This is a genomic window from Gluconobacter sp. NFX36 (assembly GCF_049887835.1).
Classification (GTDB): domain Bacteria; phylum Pseudomonadota; class Alphaproteobacteria; order Acetobacterales; family Acetobacteraceae; genus Gluconobacter; species Gluconobacter japonicus_A.
Map to the genome: position 1 here is coordinate 111035 of NZ_JAGEKJ010000005.1, position 16216 is coordinate 127250.

Sequence of the window (16216 nt, forward strand, 5' to 3'; positions counted from 1 at the left end):
GGGTTATGATGCCCGTTTCCAAATCAGCACGGGACAGACGCGCTCTTACACATGCAGTATGATATCTTCCTTGGCATAGCCCTGACATTCGGGGCCGGAATGCTGGCCCAATGGGTCGCCTGGCGCTTTCGCCTCCCAGCGATCGTCCTCCTCTTCACCATAGGACTGCTGTTCGGGCCCGGCCTGGGTATTCTCCATCCATCCGAAACGATGGGGTGGGTCTTCCGTCCGCTTGTGTCGCTTCTGGTGGCGATCGTGGTGTTCGAAGGGGGGATGGCGCTGGACATTCGCCAGCTTCGGGAAGCCGGAGAAGGTGTCGCGCGCCTGACAATGCTTGCCCTGCCCATCAACTGGGCCTTGGGATCGCTCGCCGCGCATTATGTTGCCCATCTTGAATGGGGCACATCCATGCTGTTTGGGGCCATTATCGTCGTAACAGGACCGACGGTGGTTCTCCCGCTTCTGCGCAGCGCGAAGCTACAACCTAAAGTGGCCGCATTTCTGCGATGGGAAGCCATCGTCAATGATCCGTTGGGAGCGATTCTTGCGGCTGTAGTTTTACAGCTCATGCTCTTGCATGTGGATCTGCATACCGGCGTTTTCTTTACCCACACGCTGCCAGACCTTCTGGCCGCCGCAACCGAGTCCATCTCGGCAGGCATCCTTCCGGCTTATCTGATCCGCTATCTCTTCACGCGCGACATGATGCCGGAAATCCTCAAAACGCCGGTTCTCATTTCCATGGCGCTGGTCATCTTCACAGCCTGCAATCTGGAAATGGAGGGGGCAGGGCTGGTCGCGGTGACGATTTTTGGAATGGCGCTGACCAACCTTCATATTCCCGGCGTCGCAGAACTTCGCCGCATCAAGGAATCCATGGTGGTTCTGGTGGTGTCAGTTCTGTTTATCCTGCTGACGGCCGACCTGCATCGTGAGGTGCTCAAGCATCTTTCCATTCCGATTCTGATGCTGACATTGGTGGTGCTGTTTGTTGTCAGACCTGTGGGGATTTTCTTTTCCACGCTTGGAACGAGCATGCCGTGGAAAGAACGGCTTTTTGTCGGATGGATTGCGCCTCGCGGTATCGTGGCTGCCGCCGTTGCTGGGGCGGCAGGTATTCGCCTGAAGGAAACAGGATACCAGTCTGCCGATCTCATCATGCCAGCCGTGTTCGCTGTCATCGCTGTGACAATGATCCTGCATGGTTTCTCGCTCCGGCCCATTGCAAGAGCGTTGAAACTCACCCTTTCAAACGATCCGGCCATTGCCATTCTGGGCGCCAGCGGATGGTCTGTTGATCTTGCAGCCTGCCTGCACCGGGAAGGTATTCCAGTCCTTCTGGTCGACAACAGATCGAGCGCCCTGATGCCGGCAGCGCAGATGGATATTCCGGTTCTGCGCACTGAACTCTTGTCTCAGCACGGACAGGAGGCCCTTGAGGAGCGTCCTGCTGATTACCTGATCGCGACGACGGGTGATGGTATTTATAACGGCATGATCTGTGGCCATCTGGCTCCGGCTATGGGGCGGGAACGCGTATTTCAGATCAGCCCTGGCGTGGCGAGACTGGATTTCTATCACGGTCTGTCTCGTGACTCGCGTGGTAAGGTTCTTGGAGAACCTGCGTGGAACTACACCCTGTTCGATACGCTTTTCGAACAGGGGTGGCGCTTTACGTCCCGCGTTGCAACAGACGCGAATGCAGGCGGTTTCGGAACGGATGATAACCGACTGGATATCCTCGTCAGTCGACGGACAGCCATCCTTATTCGATCCGCCGAAGACCCGACAACGATCGTACCGATGCCGGGAGATCTTATGATTTCCATGGTCCCACCTACCGATCAGACCAAAGGGGATGGGGAAGCGTCTTAGGGCGCTTCCACAATAATCGAGGTTAGCCCCTGTGCTAGGACGCGGCGAAGATCGCGTTCCTGTAAAGCAATGCACCCTTCCGTAAACCCCGTCACAGTCGGCAGATGCAGGAAAATTGCTGATCCACGCCCCGAATCGGGTTTGAGATCGTTCCATCCCATCACAATGCAGAGATCATAAGCATGGTCTTCCCTCCACATTTTTTCGCATGAGGCGGCGTGGGGAAGAGTAACCGGACGGTTGTAATCGCAAGAGCCCACGTCATCACACCATCCATCTGATGGAGCGATTGGCTCAATAGGCAAGCCGGCGCCGGAAACCGGCCTTTGCGTACGGTCAGCACGATAGAGAATACGGCGCAGCGGTAATTCTCCCACCGGCGTCGCGTGATCACCTTCGCGCTTGTCAAGGCGTATGCCGCCTGATCCAATCAAAGCCGGAATGATTTCATTTCGAAAGTGGAGAAAAGCGCGGTTTTCAGCGATTCTCAAATTAGCTTTAGTCATCAGGCTGTTTTCTTTTCAATTTGCATTTGTCATACCTCATGTTGCAAGTTTGCTTCGCTTTCCAGCAATGGGGAGAGAAGAATTAGATGCGTGGCTTATCAACGCGAACCCACGCGGATGTGACGCTTCCGCTCAGATAAGACGAGACAGGTATTATGGCAGGTCCCCGCCCCATCCTCGTAGTTGATGACGACGACACACTCCGGCAGTTGCTGGCAGAACAGCTCCAGCACGGTGGCGAACTTGAGACAATTGAAGCGACTTCTGTCGCGACTGCTCGGGAACTGCTGAAGAAGCCGGGGGCACGCTATGATGCGATGCTGCTGGACATCACCCTTCCAGATGGGGATGGACGCGATTTCTGTGCGGAGTTGCGTCGTGAGGGAGTTCGCATGCCAATCATCATCCTGACCGGCTCAGATGATGAAAGCGATATTGTTCGCGGCCTGGATGCCGGTGCCAATGATTACGTGGCAAAGCCTTTCCGGATTGGCGAACTTCTGGCCCGACTTCGCGCACAGCTTCGGATTTTTGAAAACAGCGAAGATGCCGTTTTTGAAATTGGGCCTTATGCATTCCGTCCCTCCGCAAAACTCCTCGTCGAGACCGCGCGTAACCGCCGGATCCGTCTGACGGAAAAGGAAGCAGCGATCCTGAAGTATCTGTATCGTGCAGGGCATCGCCCTGTGGCACGTCAGGTTCTTCTGAACGAGGTTTGGGGCTACAACGCAGCCGTCACGACCCATACGCTTGAAACGCATATCTATCGTCTGCGTCAGAAGATCGAGCCGGATCCGACCAAGACATCCCTGCTCATCACGGAAGGGGGCGGTTATCGCCTTGATCCAGAGGGCAAAACAGTCGCTACAGCGGAATCACTCCCGGCCTGAAGCCGGGAGCAAGCCGGTCAGGCTGGATCAAAATCCAGCACGACCGGCACATGATCTGACGGGCTTTCCCAGTCCCGCACATCCCGACGAATACGGATATCCCGTAATCCCGGCATCAGGTCAGGCGTCATCCAGACATGGTCAAGACGACGCCCACGGTCAGACTTTTTCCAGTTTTTGTTTCGATAAGACCACCACGTATAGAGCTTGGTCGGTTCAGGCGTGATACGCCGCATGGCGTCCTGAAAACCTGTCGCCATCCAGGCATTGAGCCGTTCTGTCTCCGGCGGTGTGTGGCTGACGATCTTCAGAAGCTGACGGTGACTCCAGACGTCATGCTCCAGTGGCGCAATGTTAAGGTCTCCAACTACGATGCTGCGGGCAGGGGGCGTCTCCGAAAACCAGGCAGCGGCTTCTTCCACAAATGCAAGTTTGTGGGCGAACTTCTCGTTTTCTTCCGGATCAGGAATATCGCCGCCGGCTGGAACGTAGAAATCATGCAGCAGAACCGGACCGCCAGGGGTCTCGATGGAGGCCGCGATATGCCGGCAATCCTCGCGGCTACACCAGTTTGGAGTGTTCGCAACGGACGTCAGGGGCAGTCGCGAAAGAATCGCCACCCCGTTATAGCCCTTCATGCCGCGATAAAGCTGATGGGGCAGTCCGAGCGCCGTTAGCGCTTCAGCCGGAAAGAGCGGATCGGGAACTTTCGTCTCCTGAAGGCAGACGATGTCCGGGTTTTCCTCCTCAACCAGCTTCTTCAAGAGCGGCAAGCGAAGTCGGAGGGAGTTGATGTTCCATGTAATCAGACGCATCACCTCTGGATCGACTGAATTGCCCTCTTTGACAAGCACCTCTTGCGTCAAGAAACCCTGCACCCGATCTAGGACGTATCATGACTGACCTTCACGACACGCTTCTCACTTTCGACACTCATATCGACATTCCATGGCCTAACATGAACGATGCCTGGTCTTCGGATAACCCGCGGAAAGTGGATGTTCGGAAGTGCCATCAGGGCAAACTGCGATCCGTCTGCCTTGCAGCCTACATCCCACAAGGGTCACGCGATGAGGCAGGGCATGAAGAGGCCTGGGAGCGTGTGCAGGCCATGCTGAAGGTCATTGTTTCTCTGGGAGGAGAGCAGGACGGGCTGGTGGCTCGTGTCTGCCGGACAGCTCAGGATGTTCGTTCAGCCTTCAAAAACAATGCTCTCGCCATCGTACCTGCCATTGAGAATGGTCATGCTCTTGGTGGTGTCCCCGCCCGAATTGGCCAGTTGGCCCGGGACTATGGCGTTCGATATATGACGCTGACCCATAACGGGCATAATGTGCTGGCGGATGCAGCCATTCCTCTCAAAAGCCTGAACGATGTCACCGCGCTTCATGGTGGCCTGTCAGAACTTGGCCGCGAGGCAATTCGTGAGATGAACCGGCATGGCGTTCTAGTGGATGTCTCTCACACCGCGAAGTCCACGATGATGCAGGCGTCTGAACTCTCCACGACACCTGTCTTTGCCAGCCATTCCTGCGTCCGCAGTCTTTGCGATCACCCTCGCAACCTTGATGACGAACAGTTGGATCGGCTCAAAGAAACTGATGGCCTGATCCAGATTACGGCCATGGGGTCTTTCCTCCGCAAGGGAGGCGGCGGAACTGTCGAAGATCTGGCACACCATGTGGCTTACGTTGCCAAGCGCATCGGTGTGAGGCACGTGGGCGTTTCGTCTGACTTCGATGGTGGCGGTGGCATTCCTGGCTGGGAAGACGCAACAGAAACGCGAAACGTGACCCGTGCTCTGCAAGCTGCTGGATTTGGACCGGACGATCTTTCTGCCATCTGGGGTGGTAACATGCTGCGACTGATGGAAAAGACCGAACAAGCATCAATTTCATTCTGAAAATCGTCCTGAGCTCAGCCAAAAAGTTCTCTCAAACAGGAACAGAACGGGACCATAAAGACTTAAAGCGAAGTGCACTCGTCCACCATGCTTTTAAGAGTCAAGAGGTCCCGTTCAACCAAAGCCAAGAATGGGAAAAATTTCTCACCCATCCATGCAACGGAAAGAATTTATAAGTCTTTTCAATTATTTACGTTTAATGATTAAAAAATAGGCAATCTGACGGCAGGGCTTGCAAACCTTGGCCTTCATGATTCTGTCATGGAGCAACCCACAGACTTGTCCACAGGTTCAGTGGATGACTGAAGAACCGGCATGAATGACCTCACGCCCAAGGAGATGGAAACAAGAATGATGGGTGAGGAAGTCCCTGTTCCGACTGTTAAAAAACAGGGCGTGGACGCAATCCGCGAGGCTCTGAAGACCATTCCCTACAGCTCTGGCGTGTATCGCATGCTGGGAGAGAAGGGGGAGGTCTTGTATGTCGGCAAGGCGTTGAGCCTCAAGAAACGTGTGTCGTCCTATACGCGGATCAACCAGCTTCCTGAACGCCTTCGCCGTATGGTGTCCATGACGGTCTCAATGGAGATCGTCATTACCAGAACGGAAGCAGACGCGCTTCTGCTGGAAGCAAACTACATCAAGCGCATGAAGCCGCGCTTCAACATCCTGCTGCGGGACGACAAGAGCTACCCCTGGCTGATGCTGACGGAAAATCACGAGTTCCCGCAGATCACCAAGCAGCGCGGCAAACCGGTTAAAGGTGCGACATACTGGGGGCCGTTTGCTTCGGCCTGGGCTGTGAACCAGACCCTGAACCTTGTGCAGAAGACCTTCCTTCTCCGCTCGTGTTCGGACTCTGTTCTGAACAGCAGAACCCGCCCGTGCCTGCTTTTTCAAATCAAACGCTGCTCCGCACCCTGCGTGGATCGCATTTCCAAGCCTGATTACGCCGAACTGGTGATGCAGGCGAAGCAGTTCCTGTCAGGCAAAAATACCGAGCTACAACAGGAACTGGCGATCGAAATGGAGCGGGCTTCCGAGGCCATGGAATATGAGAAGGCTGCGGCGATCCGCGATCGTATCCGCGGTTTTGCCAGCATCCAGAACTCGGGAATTATCAATCCGGCGTCCATCAATGATGCCGATATCGTAGCGATCTGGCAGGACGCAGGTCAGACCTGCATTCAGGTTTTCTTCATCCGAGGCAGCCGAAATAATGGCAATAGGGCGTTCTATCCCGTCCATGCCGAAGAAGAGGCTCCTGCGGATGTCCTGTCAGCATTCCTGCTGCAGTTCTACGACAACAAACCTCCGCCACCGTCCATTCTGGTGAATCATGCCTTGCCAGAACAGAAACTTGTTGAGGAAGCCCTCAGCATTCGGCGGGAGCAGAAGGTTGAAATCTCGTTTCCGCAGCGTGGCGAAAAAAAGAACGTCGTCGATCACGCCGCCCTGAACGCGCGCGAAGCGTTGGAACGGAAGCTTGCGGAAAATACGGGCCAGAAAAAGCTGCTTGAAGGGGTAGCGAAGGTTTTCAACCTTACAGAAACGCCCAAACGTATCGAAACCTATGACAACTCACACATCATGGGGCAGGCGCCTTATGGTGTCATGGTCGTGGGCGGCCCGGAAGGGTTTGAAAAACGATCCTACCGGAAATACGCCATTAAAGGGCCTGTTACTCCCGGAGATGATTTCGGCATGATGCGTGAAGTCATGGAACGTCGGTTCGGCAAGGACAGGGAAGACGGCGAGAGACCCGAAGATTGGCCGGATCTTCTACTGATTGATGGCGGGCTGGGACAATTCAATGCAGTCCGCGCGGCCCTGAATGATCTGGGCGTGACGGACATTCCCATCGTGGCGATTGCCAAAGGGCCGGATCGGGATGCGGGCAGAGAATGGTTCTTTACGGAAACCCAAGCCCCATTCCAGCTTCCACCACGAGACCCGGTTCTTTACTACCTCCAGCGCTTACGGGATGAGGCTCATCGCTTTGCCATCACAACACACAGGGCAGGGCGCTCCAAAGGACTACGAAAATCAGAACTGGATGACGTTCCGGGAATCGGCGGTGCTCGCAAGAAAGCTCTTCTGAATCACTTTGGCTCTGCAAAAAGTGTGAGACAGGCCAGCCTTGAAGAGCTTGAAACAGCGCCAGGAATCAGTTCAGGCATTGCCAGAGCCATATACGGACATTTTCATCCTGAATGGCTCCGGACGCAAAGCTGACATTTCCGTGAGGATCGAGGCTCCATCTCCTTTTGGCACAAAAAATACACACATCCCGAGCAGATTGGCGCATACCGGAACCAACCAAACTGTTCTAGACTGCCTTCGATGCTCACTGATCTGCCAAATGTCCTGACCCTGCTTCGCATAGCGGCCATTCCAGTTCTGGTCGCTCTGCTAGCCCTGCATTCCGCACTGGGGAATGTAGCAGCCTGTGTTGTCTATACGGCGGCCTGCATCACGGATTATCTGGATGGCGCTCTGGCACGCCGGTGGCAGATGCTGTCCGAACTGGGGCGCATGATGGACCCCATCGCGGACAAGCTCCTGGTAGGAGCCCTGCTACTGGCTTTGGCTGGCCTGACGGTTCTTCCGGTATTCTCGCTCTACGCCGCGATCATCATTATGCTGCGCGAGATCCTCGTGAGCGGTCTGCGTGAATATATGGCTTCCCAGCGAGAAACCCTTCCATCTACCCGTCTGGCAAAATGGAAAACCGGCATCCAGATGGTCGCCATTGGCTTCCTGATTGGTGGAGACAAGGCCGCTACCGCTCTTCATCTGTCCTTTCTGCCCGCCACGCTGATTGGTGGTATTCTGCTGTGGATCTCTGTTATTCCAACAGTTCTCAGTGGCTGGGGCTACCTTACAGTTGGCCTTTCCAGAATGATGGCATCTGATCCGCGCAAGTCCTCGAAGATCGTATCCTGATCCGAACTGTGCACGATTATTATTGCAGTTATCCTCCCATCATCTGGCGCTTTCACGCAATGACCGCTAAAGGTCAAGGATCGACCTTATGGGAGTATGCAATGCGTAAGGCCGCTCTATTGGCATTACCTCTCGCCCTGAGTGGCTGTTCGGGCATGGGCAAATTTTTTAATGACACAGCCCTATGGTCAGGCGGCAATCCCAACGCACCACGTGGGGATAGCGAGAACTTGCGCCGCGCTCGCGGAGAAACAGTTGCCTCCACGCCGATCCTTCCGGAAGGCGGAAATATGTGGCCTGGCTCTCCCCAACCTCTCCCAACCCTGAAAGATGTTGAAAACCCCGACAGCGTGTTCAATCGCGCTTTGGGCGACCCCGCAACCTATTTCGGAGGTGCCTCCATTGATAAAACGTTTATGGGTGGCATTGCCGGGTCTGGCGCGTTGGGCGCTATGGGTCATCAGATGAAACCGGGAGACAGCATCTCGGCTGGCGAAAGCTCCGATGCACATCATGGAGTATCTCTGGACCGGAGCAATCTTGTCCCAACGCTTCCAACAAGCGTTCCCGATAATGCGCCTCATTTCCTGTCAAAAAATCCTGACAAGACTATCATTATCCCGAACGGGGATGGCACGAGCACACTCATCGCGCCTGACGGAACAGTCCGGGTCGTCCGCGGCGTTCCGTCATCACCCAAACAGTAATACTCTACGTTTCCTGCAAGCCTTAAGGACTTGCAGGAAACACGTCGTCAATACTGGCGAAATAGCGCTACCAGACGACCTTGGATCCGTACGCGTGATGCGGGAAGAATACGAGTTTCATACTCCCGATTAGCCGCCTCAAGAGCAATCGTAGACCCACGACGACGCAGTTTCTTGAGTGTCACTTCCTGATCATCAATCAAAGCCACAACAATCTGGCCATTATCTGCCAGTTCGCCACGACGAATGATCGCTACATCTCCATCTAGAATACCGGCTTCGATCATAGAATCACCCGCAACGGTCAGGGCATAATGTTCACCCGTGCCAAGCAGGGAAGAGGGCACCTGAATATGTGCGCTCTCATCCTGAAGTGCCTCAATCGGAAGACCTGCCGCAATACGCCCATAGAGGGGAATCTGAACACTCACATCTTCGATGGGCGAGCGTGGGGCTTCCGAAAAAGCCCCCTCCATGGTCTGGCGACCGCCTTCAACAACTGTCGGCACAAAGGGAGCCTGTGGAGCGACACCATCCGCATGAGGCGCATCTGTGCCCATGTGAGGGAGACGCAGAACTTCCAGTGCTCGGGCACGATGATGATGCCGACGCAGAAAGCCTCGCTCCTCAAGAGCAGAAATCAGGCGATGAATCCCGGATTTGGACCGAAGCTCGAGCGCATCCTTCATTTCGTCGAAAGAGGGAGAATATCCGGTCCGGCGAAGGTGCTCGTCAATATATAGCAAAAGCTGGTGCTGCTTGCGCGTCAGCATACAGGCGCTCCCATGCGCCTCGGTGGAGGCATAATCTGAAAACCGGCAGAACACATGACCAACATGTATCTCCCTTTTGTTCTTTATAGGTTCCTCTTTACGCGACTACAAGGAGATCAATGTCCTGGAAACATGGCTTTTAGCGGCTAAAATTGATCATTTTTCCGAAAAAAGACACGTTATCAGCGGATTTTCACGAGAAAGCCTTGACCTGAGACAGACAAATCAGCATGGTGCGCCGAACTAGATCAACCTGCTGCTTTGACACTTGCGAGCGGCATCAGGACGGCGCAAGCCCGAGGGTATCATGGCAAAAACCAACGTTATTCAGATCCGTCTCGTTTCGTCGGCTGACACCGGCTACTTCTATGTCACGAAGAAGAACGCACGTTCTGCTACGGGCAAGATGGAAGTCCGTAAGTATGACCCGGTCGCTCGCAAGCATGTGACCTTCCGCGAAGCCAAGATCAAGTAAGACCTCGCGGATCATACGAGTTTAAAAAGGCGGCCTTACGGTCGCCTTTTTTGTTGCCCCCACAAAAAAAGAACCGATTAAGCGGTTCTTTCAAAAACTGACCTCAGAAAAGCTTGTCGTGCGGACCGTAGGGCACAACGATATCGCCATTTTTAGTAAGATTGAGCATGGCCCGTGACCGCTCATCGAGGATGTCAGCATCAAGTGCCTTTTCTTTCAGAGCCAGCACCCGCCGATGCCAGACAGCCTGCTCATCCTTGGCATCCTGTTGCGCCTGAAGAGCCTGCTGCTGAAGAACGAGCTGATCCTGATACGCGCGAATACCATGCGCCCCATGGAGAGCATTCCAGCCGAAATAAGCCGTTAGGGAAAGAAACAGGACTGGCGGCGCAACCGTACGGATGGCGCGCTTGATGAGTCGAAGAGGTCTCACGCGGGGTACAGTCTCCCTTGGCTTTCAAACGTCCTGATAACCTACCTCAGAGAGACAGAGCGAAACAATCATTCATGTCAAAAGACACCTGATTATTTTCCAAAAGAAAAACCGGCCCCAAAAGGGGCCGACTTTCTGGTCAGGCATTCTTGAGAATGCTGCGACCTGCATAACGTGCCGCGCTACCGAGTTGCTGCTCGATACGGATCAGCTGGTTGTACTTGGCCGTACGATCAGAGCGGGAGAGGGAGCCCGTCTTGATCTGCCCACAGTTGGTCGCAACAGCCAGATCCGCGATCACAGCGTCTTCCGTCTCACCGGAACGATGGCTCATCACGCAGGTATAGCCAGCCTTGTGAGCCGTCTCAACAGCTTCCAGCGTTTCCGTCAGCGTGCCAATCTGGTTGACCTTCACGAGAAGGGAATTGGCCGTGCCAGCCTTGATGCCACGACGCAGACGCTCAGGGTTCGTCACGAACAGATCGTCACCGACGAGCTGGAGCTTACCACCCAGACGTGAGGTCAGTTCTGCCCAGCCTTCCCAATCATCTTCAGCAAGACCGTCTTCGATGGAGACGATTGGGTACTTTTTCGTCAGTTCTTCCAGGTAAGAGATCATACCGGAAGAATCGAATTCCTTGCCTTCACCCTTCAGGTTGTAGCGGCCGTCGGCGTAGAACTCAGTCGCAGCGCAATCGAGCGCAAACGTGACATCATCACCCGGACGATAACCCGCAGCCTCAACAGACTTCGTAATAAAGCTCAGAGCTTCGTCAGCAGACTTCAGGCCCGGAGCAAAGCCACCTTCGTCACCCACATTCGTGTTGTGACCAGCAGCGGACAGACCTTTCTTCAGCGCTGTGAAGATCTCAGAACCCATGCGTACGGCATCAGCGATCGTTGGCGCGCCAACCGGCTGGATCATGAATTCCTGAATGTCGATCGGGTTATCTGCGTGCTCACCACCGTTGACGATGTTCATCATCGGAACGGGCAGGGTGTGTGCAAAAACGCCACCGACATAACGGTAGAGCGGCAGTTCCAGCTCTTCGGCCGTCGCCTTGGCAACCGCAAGGGAAACACCAAGGATGGCGTTCGCACCGATGCGGGACTTGTTCGGCGTGCCATCCAGTTCGATCATCGCGTTATCGATGGCGATCTGATCTTCAGATTCGGCGCCCTGCAGCACTTCAAGGATTTCGTCTTCAACGAACCCACAGGCCTTCAGAACACCCTTGCCGTTGTAGCGGGACTTGTCCCCGTCACGCAACTCGACAGCTTCGTGGGCGCCAGTAGAAGCACCAGAGGGAACGGCGGCACGACCGCGGGCACCAGACGACAGCTCAACCTCAACCTCAACGGTCGGGTTACCACGGCTGTCCAGGATCTCGCGGGCAGTGATATCAACAATGGCGCTCAATGGAAGCTCTCCTGGATATGCGTGAACCGGGTGTGGCTCATAACCGTTCGGAACGGATCACCGTTTCGTCTCAAAATCAGAACATAAGGTCAATCGACGACATGCGTCTTCCTTTTCTCGCCCTGATCCTTGGTCTCGCGGGACTCCTCCCGTTCTTGACGCTGGGAGGCTGGATTTTTCTGGCAGGGCTCTTCTCCCCACTGCCGCATCTGACGGTCATTCTTCTGGCGTACGGCGCATGTATCCTGTCCTTTTTGGGGGCCGTCCACTGGGGGCTGGCCATGGAACGACCTGACATCATCACAGTTCAGGGAACGGCAGATCGTGATCGTCAGAGACTCCTTCTGGGAGTCTGCCCTGCGCTCTGGGCATGGCTTTCACTCTGCGTCGGATTATTGGGGGGCCTGCGTGCCGGATACCTACTGGAGGTCATCGGCTTCATTTCCACGTTTGCTGTGGAACGGGTGGCCTGGAAGCATGGCGCGCTGCCACCCGGTTACATGGCCTTACGGGGCGTGCTGACAGCGGGGGCCGTCATAAGTCTCCTTATGGCAGCCCTCGCACCGTTGCAGAATTATACGCTGTAAGACTTCGCCAGCGCGTCGAACGCCTTAAGGCGCGTCAGAAGGCCTCTCATTTCCGAAAGAGGAACCATTGTGGGGCCATCACTCGGAGCATTGTCAGGGTCCTGATGCGCCTCAATAAAGACAGCAGCAACACCAATGGACAACGCAGCGCGGGCGAGGGGTTCAACGAACTCCCGCTGTCCACCCGTCGAAGCCCCCAGGCCGCCCGGCTGCTGAACCGAGTGGGTAGCATCGAAAACAACAGGATAACCCGTCTGCGCCATGATCGGCAGTCCGCGCATGTCGCTAACAAGCGTGTTGTACCCAAAGCTCGTTCCACGGTCACAGAGCATGATGCGCTCATTCCCCGTCGAAGCCAGCTTGGCCGCAACATTCGCCATATCCCAGGGAGCCAGAAACTGCCCCTTCTTGACGTTGATGGCCCGACCCGTCTGACCCGCAGCTAACAGCAGATCCGTTTGCCGACACAGAAATGCAGGGATCTGCAGAACATCCACCGCCTGCGCCGCGATAGCGCACTGATCGGCAGAATGAACATCCGTCAGAACCGGAACATCAAAGCGCTCACGGATGGAGGCCAGAATATCCAGCCCCTTTTCCATACCCACGCCGCGCGCCGCATTCACGGAACTGCGGTTCGCCTTGTCGTAGCTGCTCTTGTAGATCAGACCGATGTCAAGCTCGCGACACACTGTGGAAAGGGCATCCGCCATCTCCACAGCATGCTCCCGGGATTCGATCTGACACGGCCCTGCAATCAGGGTGAAGGGCCGGTCCTGACCGATCTCGAGATTGCCAACCCGCAAGCTCACTTACTTTCCGTCCGCTTGCGGGCTGCACCGATGAAGCCTGCAAAGAGAGGGTGTGGATCAAATGGCTTGGACAGCAGTTCCGGATGGTACTGCACGCCGATGAACCACGGATGATCCGGGTATTCCACGACTTCCGGCAGCACGCCGTCCGGAGACATGCCGGAGAAACGCAGACCCGTCTTTTCCAGACGATCCTTGTAATGCAGGTTCACTTCCCAACGGTGACGGTGACGTTCCCGCACTTCCGTCTTGCCGTAGATTTCCGCAACGCGGGAGCCGGGAGCCAGTTTGGCAGGGAAGGCGCCCAGACGCATTGTGCCACCAAGATCTCCACCTTCGCGACGACGCATCAGTTCGTTGCCATTCGCCCATTCCGTCATAAGGCCAACCAGCGGTTCGCTCGTCGGGCCAAACTCCGTGGAGGAGGCCTTGGGCAGACCGGCGAGGGAACGCGCACATTCGATCACAGCCATCTGCATGCCAAAGCAGATCCCAAGGAACGGAATACCGTTCTCACGGGCATAGCGAACGGCCTGAACCTTACCTTCCGCACCACGCTCACCGAAGCCGCCCGGCACCAGAATGGCATCCGCATCCTTCAGGCGCTCGGCAATGTCAGCCGTTTTCTCGAACTCTTCCGATTCGATCCAGTCGAGCTTCACACGGACATTGTTCGCGATCCCGCCATGCAGCAGGGCTTCGGCCAGCGACTTGTAGCTATCCAGCAGGGCCGTGTACTTGCCCACGACAGCAACATTCACTTCGCCCTCAGGCTCGCGAATCGCGTGGACGATCTTTTCCCAGCGGGTCAGATCCGGTGAGCCTTCGAACGGCAGACCGAAATAACGCAGGACTTCGCGGTCCATGCCTTCGTTATGATAGGAAATCGGGCACGCATAGATCGTATCGACATCCAGCGCCGCAATCACAGCTTCCGGGCGGACGTTACAGAAATTCGCGATCTTGCGGCGCTCGTTTTCCGGAATCGGACGATCCGAACGGCAGAGCAGAACCTGAGGCTGAATACCGACATTCTGCAGCTCCTTAACGGAATGCTGCGTCGGCTTCGTCTTCAGTTCGCCTGCTGAGGGAATATACGGCAGCAACGTCAGGTGAACGCACATGGTCTGGTTGTGACCCAGATCATTACGAAGCTGACGGATGGCCTCAAGGAAAGGAAGGCTCTCGATGTCGCCAACCGTTCCGCCGATTTCCACCAGAACGAAGTCATAATCTTCCGTACCAGCCACCACGACGTCCTTGATGGCGTCCGTGATGTGCGGAATGACCTGAACGGTTCCGCCCAGATAATCGCCGCGACGTTCGCGGGCGATGACATCGGAATAGATACGGCCTGTCGTGGTATTGTCAGCACGGCGGGCGTGGACGCCCGTAAAGCGCTCATAATGACCGAGATCGAGGTCTGTTTCAGCCCCGTCATCGGTGATGAACACTTCACCATGCTGATACGGGCTCATCGTGCCCGGATCCACGTTCAGGTAGGGGTCCAGCTTGCGCATGCGGACCTTGTAGCCGCGTGCCTGGAGGAGAGCAGCAAGAGCCGCAGAAGCGATGCCCTTGCCGAGAGAAGATACCACACCGCCGGTGATGAATACGAAGCGCGTCATGGGCGCTCCTCATACACCGAAGGTGGGGGCGAGGGGAAGCGTCGAGATGCTTCCCGACTCAGTTAGTGAGCAGGCGTCTCGGCAGGAGCCGAAGCGGCAGGGGTTGCTGGCGAAGCAGGAGCTGTTGTTGCGGCGGCTGGAGCCGGCGGATCAGCAAGAATGTCATGGCCTCCGACGCCAGAGGAGGCGCCACGGTTCAGAAGGGCCAGAACGAGGCAAAGCAGCATGAAAACGCCGGCCAGAACGGAGGTCGCGCGCGTCAGAAGCGTTGCCGTTCCACGGCCAGTCATGAAAGAGCCCATGCCCTGGCTGCTGCCGATACCAAGGCCGCCGCCTTCGCTGCGCTGGATCAGGATCGTACCGATCAGGGCCAGTGTGACCAGCAGATTGATGACAAGCAGGAAAGTGGTCATGAACGATAGGGTCCGGACAATGGTTGGGAGGACAGGCGGATCGATGCGGCTTCAGCAATGCGCAGGAAGCTTTTCGCGTCCAGGCTCGCACTGCCAACCAGCACTCCGCCCAGCACCCCGATGGAAAGAATGGTCGGCGCCTGGGCCGGTGTTACGGAGCCGCCATACAGGATTGGCACGCGAATGTCATCCATCTTGAGGCGAGACTGCAACAATCCACGCAGAAGAAACAGCGTTCGCTCCAGTTCATCACGGGATGGCGTAACACCACTCCCGATAGCCCAGATGGGCTCGTAAGCCAGAACGCCGTTAAAATTATCGGTCAAAGATCCATCGATCTGACTGGCCAAAACAGTCGCCGCGCGCCCCTCCTGGCGCTCGGCCATGGTTTCTCCAATACAGACAACCGGCACCAGCCCCGCCGCTTCGGCTGCCTGCACCTTACGACGAATGAGGGCGTCCGTTTCGCCACAGTTCTGGCGCCGTTCGGAATGACCAAGTAAAACGTACCGCACACCGACATCAGCCAGCATATCCGCTGAAATTTCACCCGTATGCGCACCGGATGATGCAGTATGACAGTCCTGCGCGCCTAACTGAATCTTTGGATCAGAACCGATTGTTTCGAGAATATCAGACACGCGCTCCAGTTGGGTGAAGGGCGGGCAGATGACCAGTTTCACGTCGTCAGGCAGGGAGCGTGCGCCTTCGGCTACGGCAGTTGCAAGCTGTACGGTCTGGTCCCGCAAGCCATTCATCTTCCAGTTACCGATTACGAGTTTCGGCGATACGTCCATGCTTCCTCCTGAGGGTGAGCCTTCCGCTTCTGGTCAAGCGCGGCTCACGAC

Annotated in this window: 17 protein-coding genes; 8 read left to right on the forward strand and 9 right to left on the reverse strand. The window is 55.9% G+C overall.

Translation table 11 applies throughout. The features are described from left to right. The first annotated feature begins 51 nt into the window (after positions 1 to 51). Positions 52 to 1875, forward strand: a complete 1824-nt coding sequence (locus J4P41_RS06770) for a cation:proton antiporter (protein ID WP_426066528.1) — start codon at positions 52 to 54, stop codon at positions 1873 to 1875. On the opposite strand, the gene J4P41_RS06775 is transcribed toward J4P41_RS06770, so the two are convergent. Beyond that, entirely contained in the window at positions 1872 to 2381 is a 510-nt protein-coding gene (locus J4P41_RS06775; RefSeq protein WP_426066529.1) for a L,D-transpeptidase family protein, read from the reverse strand. The genes J4P41_RS06770 and J4P41_RS06775 overlap by 4 nt on opposite strands. Before the next feature lie 155 nt (positions 2382 to 2536). Between J4P41_RS06775 and J4P41_RS06780 the strand changes: the two genes are divergently transcribed. Next, complete coding sequence (locus J4P41_RS06780; RefSeq protein WP_010501781.1) at positions 2537 to 3271, forward strand: response regulator transcription factor; 735 nt, start codon at positions 2537 to 2539, stop codon at positions 3269 to 3271. A 17-nt stretch (positions 3272 to 3288) separates the two neighbouring features. On the opposite strand, the gene J4P41_RS06785 is transcribed toward J4P41_RS06780, so the two are convergent. Continuing rightward, positions 3289 to 4086 (reverse strand): exodeoxyribonuclease III, encoded by a 798-nt coding sequence (locus tag J4P41_RS06785; protein WP_426066530.1) that lies wholly within the window; start codon positions 4084 to 4086, stop codon positions 3289 to 3291. Between the two features lie 80 nt (positions 4087 to 4166). Here J4P41_RS06785 and J4P41_RS06790 point away from each other — a divergent pair, with 80 nt between their 5' ends. The 4 genes from J4P41_RS06790 (at position 4167) to J4P41_RS06805 (ending at position 8827) form a co-directional block, all read left to right on the forward strand. Further along, complete coding sequence (locus J4P41_RS06790; protein ID WP_426066531.1) at positions 4167 to 5174, forward strand: dipeptidase; 1008 nt, start codon at positions 4167 to 4169, stop codon at positions 5172 to 5174. 351 nt (positions 5175 to 5525) lie between these two features. Then, positions 5526 to 7409 (forward strand): excinuclease ABC subunit UvrC, encoded by a 1884-nt coding sequence (gene uvrC / locus J4P41_RS06795; protein ID WP_426066642.1) that lies wholly within the window; start codon positions 5526 to 5528, stop codon positions 7407 to 7409. A 108-nt stretch (positions 7410 to 7517) separates the two neighbouring features. Then, the gene (gene pgsA / locus J4P41_RS06800; protein WP_415574328.1) at positions 7518 to 8120 is read left to right on the forward strand and encodes a CDP-diacylglycerol--glycerol-3-phosphate 3-phosphatidyltransferase; all 603 of its coding nucleotides are present in this window, start codon (positions 7518 to 7520) and stop codon (positions 8118 to 8120) included. 101 nt (positions 8121 to 8221) lie between these two features. Further along, the gene (locus tag J4P41_RS06805) at positions 8222 to 8827 is read left to right on the forward strand and encodes a hypothetical protein (protein ID WP_426066532.1); all 606 of its coding nucleotides are present in this window, start codon (positions 8222 to 8224) and stop codon (positions 8825 to 8827) included. 47 nt (positions 8828 to 8874) lie between these two features. Here J4P41_RS06805 and lexA read toward each other — a convergent pair whose 3' ends face one another. Further along, positions 8875 to 9600 (reverse strand): transcriptional repressor LexA, encoded by a 726-nt coding sequence (lexA, locus tag J4P41_RS06810; RefSeq protein WP_023942326.1) that lies wholly within the window; start codon positions 9598 to 9600, stop codon positions 8875 to 8877. Between the two features lie 307 nt (positions 9601 to 9907). Between lexA and rpmG the strand changes: the two genes are divergently transcribed. Continuing rightward, positions 9908 to 10075, forward strand: a complete 168-nt coding sequence (gene rpmG / locus J4P41_RS06815; RefSeq protein WP_007281888.1) for a 50S ribosomal protein L33 — start codon at positions 9908 to 9910, stop codon at positions 10073 to 10075. Between the two features lie 103 nt (positions 10076 to 10178). On the opposite strand, the gene J4P41_RS06820 is transcribed toward rpmG, so the two are convergent. Continuing rightward, positions 10179 to 10508: an FtsB family cell division protein gene (locus J4P41_RS06820; protein ID WP_034880253.1), complete on the reverse strand. Its 330-nt coding sequence runs from the start codon at positions 10506 to 10508 to the stop codon at positions 10179 to 10181. A 139-nt stretch (positions 10509 to 10647) separates the two neighbouring features. Next, positions 10648 to 11928, reverse strand: coding sequence for a phosphopyruvate hydratase (gene eno / locus J4P41_RS06825; RefSeq protein WP_010501764.1), 1281 nt, complete (start codon positions 11926 to 11928; stop codon positions 10648 to 10650). A gap of 101 nt (positions 11929 to 12029) precedes the next feature. Between eno and J4P41_RS06830 the strand changes: the two genes are divergently transcribed. Next, positions 12030 to 12515 carry a DUF3429 domain-containing protein gene (locus tag J4P41_RS06830; RefSeq protein WP_426066533.1) on the forward strand — a complete coding sequence of 162 codons (486 nt, stop codon included), beginning with the start codon at positions 12030 to 12032 and terminating at the stop codon, positions 12513 to 12515. Here the strand turns inward: J4P41_RS06830 and kdsA are convergent. The 4 genes from kdsA to tpiA all read right to left on the reverse strand — a co-directional run bounded on the left by kdsA (position 12503) and on the right by tpiA (position 16165). Continuing rightward, positions 12503 to 13327 carry a 3-deoxy-8-phosphooctulonate synthase gene (gene kdsA / locus J4P41_RS06835; RefSeq protein ID WP_426066534.1) on the reverse strand — a complete coding sequence of 275 codons (825 nt, stop codon included), beginning with the start codon at positions 13325 to 13327 and terminating at the stop codon, positions 12503 to 12505. The two genes, J4P41_RS06830 and kdsA, sit on opposite strands and share 13 nt — an antisense overlap. Next, complete coding sequence (locus J4P41_RS06840) at positions 13324 to 14955, reverse strand: CTP synthase (protein ID WP_015074107.1); 1632 nt, start codon at positions 14953 to 14955, stop codon at positions 13324 to 13326. Before J4P41_RS06840 ends, kdsA begins: the two co-directional genes overlap by 4 nt. A 62-nt stretch (positions 14956 to 15017) precedes the next feature. Then, positions 15018 to 15368, reverse strand: coding sequence for a preprotein translocase subunit SecG (gene secG / locus J4P41_RS06845; RefSeq protein ID WP_426066535.1), 351 nt, complete (start codon positions 15366 to 15368; stop codon positions 15018 to 15020). Then, positions 15365 to 16165, reverse strand: coding sequence for a triose-phosphate isomerase (gene tpiA, locus J4P41_RS06850; protein ID WP_426066536.1), 801 nt, complete (start codon positions 16163 to 16165; stop codon positions 15365 to 15367). Before tpiA ends, secG begins: the two co-directional genes overlap by 4 nt. Between the last annotated feature and the right edge of the window lie 51 nt (positions 16166 to 16216).

What these genes read in the sequence shown, in the direction of transcription:
- rpmG (WP_007281888.1), top strand. Translation starts at nt 9,908, where the DNA reads ATGGCAAAAACCAACGTTATTCAGATCCGTCTCGTTTCGTCGGCTGAC.
- secG (WP_426066535.1), bottom strand. Translation starts at nt 15,368, where the DNA reads ATGACCACTTTCCTGCTTGTCATCAATCTGCTGGTCACACTGGCCCTG.
- pgsA (WP_415574328.1), top strand. Translation starts at nt 7,518, where the DNA reads ATGCTCACTGATCTGCCAAATGTCCTGACCCTGCTTCGCATAGCGGCC.
- J4P41_RS06785 (WP_426066530.1), bottom strand. Translation starts at nt 4,086, where the DNA reads ATGCGTCTGATTACATGGAACATCAACTCCCTCCGACTTCGCTTGCCG.
- J4P41_RS06775 (WP_426066529.1), bottom strand. Translation starts at nt 2,381, where the DNA reads ATGACTAAAGCTAATTTGAGAATCGCTGAAAACCGCGCTTTTCTCCAC.
- J4P41_RS06770 (WP_426066528.1), top strand. Translation starts at nt 52, where the DNA reads ATGCAGTATGATATCTTCCTTGGCATAGCCCTGACATTCGGGGCCGGA.
- J4P41_RS06840 (WP_015074107.1), bottom strand. Translation starts at nt 14,955, where the DNA reads ATGACGCGCTTCGTATTCATCACCGGCGGTGTGGTATCTTCTCTCGGC.
- J4P41_RS06790 (WP_426066531.1), top strand. Translation starts at nt 4,167, where the DNA reads ATGACTGACCTTCACGACACGCTTCTCACTTTCGACACTCATATCGAC.
- J4P41_RS06830 (WP_426066533.1), top strand. Translation starts at nt 12,030, where the DNA reads ATGCGTCTTCCTTTTCTCGCCCTGATCCTTGGTCTCGCGGGACTCCTC.
- tpiA (WP_426066536.1), bottom strand. Translation starts at nt 16,165, where the DNA reads ATGGACGTATCGCCGAAACTCGTAATCGGTAACTGGAAGATGAATGGC.
- lexA (WP_023942326.1), bottom strand. Translation starts at nt 9,600, where the DNA reads ATGCTGACGCGCAAGCAGCACCAGCTTTTGCTATATATTGACGAGCAC.
- J4P41_RS06780 (WP_010501781.1), top strand. Translation starts at nt 2,537, where the DNA reads ATGGCAGGTCCCCGCCCCATCCTCGTAGTTGATGACGACGACACACTC.
- uvrC (WP_426066642.1), top strand. Translation starts at nt 5,526, where the DNA reads ATGATGGGTGAGGAAGTCCCTGTTCCGACTGTTAAAAAACAGGGCGTG.
- J4P41_RS06805 (WP_426066532.1), top strand. Translation starts at nt 8,222, where the DNA reads ATGCGTAAGGCCGCTCTATTGGCATTACCTCTCGCCCTGAGTGGCTGT.